This window comes from Polynucleobacter sp. 35-46-11 (assembly GCF_002281105.1).
This window is the reverse complement of record NZ_NCFJ01000224.1, coordinates 1-4,000: the sequence shown is the minus strand read 5'-3', so window position 1 is coordinate 4,000 and position 4,000 is coordinate 1. Positions and strand designations below refer to the sequence as shown.

The following is a 4,000-nucleotide window of genomic DNA, read 5'->3' as shown; positions in this document are numbered from 1 at the left end:
ACGGCGGGCGTGCCGGCGTCGCTCACATACGCCACGCGTTCGCCGCGCTGCAGCCGTTCGATCACCAGCCCGGCGGCCTGGGCCTCGTTGTGCTCGTGCCGCATGAACCTACTGTTGCCCAGGTATCCACCATCGTGCCTTCACCGACATAAGCGCCAATATTGACGTAGGAAGGCATTAAAACAGCATTTTTACCAATAAATGAGCCACGACGAGCCATTGCAGGAGGAACTACGCGAAAACCGCCATTGGCGAAGTCTTGAGCGGTGTAGTGCTCAAACTTGCTAGGAACCTTGTCGTAGAACTGGGTATAGCCACCAGCACCCATTGGTTTATTGTCTTCTAGGCGAAAAGAGAGCAAAACTGCCTTTTTCACCCACTGGTTTACCTCCCATTTGCCAACGCTACGGCGCTCCGCTACGCGAATGCTGCCTGTATTGAGACCCTCTAGGACGGCATTGACGGCGTTACGGATTTCTCCAGAAACGGCCTCAGGGGACAGGTTTGCGCGGTTTTCCCAGGCTTGTTCGATGATGCTTTGTGGTGATTGGCTCATGCTTTTTAGTTAACTATCAGATTGTTAAGGGGTTTTGCCCCTGGAAGTAGATTAATCATTATATCGGTGGGGCAAAAACCCGTGTAGGTAGATCTAAGCTTGCTATCATCTTCCCACTTTAGTAATAATTTTTACCCCCTTATTTGAACCCCCTTTTTCCCTGCAAAGTACGCCGTGCAACTGAAATCCATCAAACTTTCCGGCTTTAAGTCATTTGTCGATCCGACCCAATTTGAAATGCCAGGTCAATTGATCGGCGTTGTGGGTCCTAATGGTTGCGGAAAGTCCAACATTATTGATGCAGTACGTTGGGTTTTGGGGGAGTCCCGAGCCAGTGAGTTGCGTGGTGAATCCATGCAGGACGTTATTTTTAATGGCTCTGGTTTGCGTAAACCTTCTGGGCGTGCCAGTGTAGAACTCATTTTTGACAATTCAGATGGTCGCGCACAAGGGCAGTGGAGTGCATTTACTGAGCTGGGCGTGAAACGCGTCTTGACTCGTGATGGCAACTCGAGCTACTACGTCAACAATCAAGTTGTCCGTCGTAAAGATATTCAAGATATTTTCTTGGGAACGGGCATGGGCCCAAGAGGCTACGCGATTATTGGGCAGGGCACGATCAACCGCATCTTGGAAGCAAAGCCAGAAGAACTGCGTGTTTTCTTGGAAGAAGCTGCAGGCGTTTCAAAATACAAAGAGCGTCGCAAAGAAACCGCCTCTCGACTTGAAGACACCAAAGAAAATTTAGTACGCGTAGAAGACATCCTGCGTGAGCTTGATCAACAACTCACGCGTTTAGAAAAGCAGGCTACAGTAGCTGAGCGTCATGCTGAACTTTCTGCAGAGATGAAATCTCAGCAACAGTTACTCTGGTTTGTGCGTCAGACTGAGGCTGGTAAAGAGCAGGAGCGTCATGCCAATGGCATTCGTGACACTCAAGTCCATTTAGAAGAGCAGACGGCAAAAATGCGTCATGCTGAAACTGAGCTCGAGACCATGCGCACCGAACAGTACGCATTGCAAGATAAGGTTTCTCAAGCGCAAGGTGACTTGTATCAAACCAACGCTGATGTCAGCCAAGTAGAGTCACAGATTCGTTATGTGCAAGAAGCACGTCAGCGTCTACAACAGCAATCCCAAGATTTACTAGCTCAATTACAGCGCTGGACTGTGCAAGAAACAGATGCTGCACAAGCTCAACGCACTGCAGAGCAAGAGCTCAGTCTGGCTGCAGAAAAAGAGCAAACATTAATAGCGGAATTATCTGGCTTGCAAGAGCAGATGCCAGCTCGCGAAGAGTCCTATCAAGTCTACTCACGAGAACTCAATGATGCCCGCGAGAGCTTGGCAACCATCGATCAGCGCTTAGCAAGTCTAAGTGAACGCGTTAAAGCAATTACCACTCAAGTAGAAGAGCTCAAAGGGCGCGATAGTCGTCTTGAGGCTGAACTTGCTGGCATGCGTAGACCGGATGCTGAAGCATTACAGATGGCAATTGATCGCCACGCAATGGCTCAGCGAAAAGTTGATGAAGCAAGACAAAAAGCCGGTGAAGCACAACAGCGCGTTCCAGCTGCTGATGAGGCTCGTAATACTGCGCAACAGCAGATTCAATCAGCTAACCAAGAATTGGCTCAAACTGAAGCTAAATTAACTGCACTGACTGCATTGCAGGCCAGCGTTCAAGCGCAGGGCAAGATTGGTCCATGGCTTGAGAGCAAAGGCTTAAAAGAGAGCAAGCGTCTTTGGCAAGAACTCAAGGTGGAGAGTGGTTGGGAAGCTGCTTTGGAATCCGTATTACGTGAGCGCTTAGCGGCGGTAACGGCGAAGAGTGTCCAAGAAACTCTAGCTTTAGCCAATGATGCTCCCCCAAGCCGTTTAGCTATTTTGCTAACAGAAGATATCTCTCCTGCGCACACTACTGTGCCGGCGGATTTCACGCCACTATTGACTCGAGTTCAGAGCGCAGGCGCACCGCGTGTTGCAGGCGTATTGCAAGAGTGGTTAGATAACATCTACATTGCTAATAGCTTGGAAGATGCACTACATCGTCGCGAGAAGTTGCCAGCAGGTGGCGCCTTCGTTACTCAACAAGGCCATTTGGTGAGCCGTGTTGGTGTGCAGCTATACGCAGCAGACTCTGAGCAGGCTGGTATGTTGGCTCGTGCTCAAGAGATGGAAGGTCTCGAAAAGCAATTGCGTGCACAAAAGTTAATTCAGAGTGAGTTGCAAGGTGAGCTGGATCAATGTGTTTCTAATTACCAGGCTGCCCATCAAACTGCTGAGCAAACTCGTATTGCTGCAGAACAAGCTGTACAAGAAGTGCATGGCTTTGAAGTGGAAAGAATGCAGTTAACTCAAGCTGAAGAAAAGTACAGCCAGCGCGCTGAGCAAATTCAGGGTGAGTTAAGTGAGTTGCGCCAGCAAATGGAGCAGCTAACTCAAACTCAAGAGCAATCAGCAGAAGAGCTCGCTCAGTCTGAAGAATCTAAACAAGGCTTACAAGAGAATCTGGCGATTGCTCAGGAGAAGCTTGAGTTGGCTGCTCAAGAACGCGATCGTCTTCGTGAATCCTTACGCTCATCTGAGATGTCAGCTCAAGAGGCAGCTTTTGCAACCCGATCTTTACAGCAGCGTATTGCGGATTTACAGCGTGATCAAAGTACAGCGCGCGTCCAGATTATGGAGATTCAGGATAAGCAAGCTAGCTCTGAGCAAGAACTTGAAACTCTCAGCGATGATGAAGCGCAAGATAAATTGCAGGGCTTATTGTTGGCACGTAGTGCTCGTGAGGCTGCACTGGCAAATGCCCGTACTGAACAAGACGCTTTATTACATCAACTACGTGAAGCGGATGAAGTGCGCTTACAGATTGAGCGCAGTCTTCAGCCAATGCGCGACAAGGTGGTGGATTTACAGTTGCGTGAACAGGCTGCTCGCTTGAACTTTGAACAGTTTGCAACCTTACTTTCAGATGCCGAAGCAGACCTCACTGCATTGGAAGCTAGCTTTAGTCCCGACCTCAAGGTTGGAGCTTTGCAAACCGAAGTGAATCGTCTGAATACAGAAATTCAATCTCTAGGCCCAGTGAATATGGCTGCCTTAGATGAGCTTTCTAGCTCACGTGAGCGTAAGCAGTTCTTGGATGCGCAATCAGCAGACTTAAATGAAGCGATGCAGACATTGACTGATGCGATTGCGAAGATTGATGCAGAAACCCGTGATCTCTTGCAAGGCACTTTTGACCAAGTAAATACCCATTTTGGAAAACTCTTCCCTGAGCTATTTGGTGGCGGTCATGCAGAGTTGGTGATGACTGGTGAAGAAATCTTGGATGCAGGCGTTCAGGTGATGGCTCAGCCTCCCGGCAAGAAAAATAGTTCAATCTATTTACTCTCCGGTGGTGAAAAGGCCTTAACCGCAATTGCCTTAGTCTTCTCATTG

Annotated in this window: 1 protein-coding gene and 1 pseudogene; one reads left to right on the top strand and one right to left on the bottom strand. The window is 48.9% G+C overall.

The features are described from left to right. Nucleotides 1–100: 100 nt before the first annotated feature. Nucleotides 101–556: pseudogene (locus B7Y67_RS12340) on the bottom strand (2,3,4,5-tetrahydropyridine-2,6-dicarboxylate N-succinyltransferase); the annotation flags it as partial. 174 nt (nt 557–730) lie between these two features. On the opposite strand from B7Y67_RS12340, the gene smc reads away from it, so the two are divergent. Continuing rightward, a partial coding sequence (gene smc, locus B7Y67_RS12335) for a chromosome segregation protein SMC (RefSeq protein WP_293598903.1) occupies nt 731–4,000 on the top strand: 3,270 nt, incomplete at its 3' end.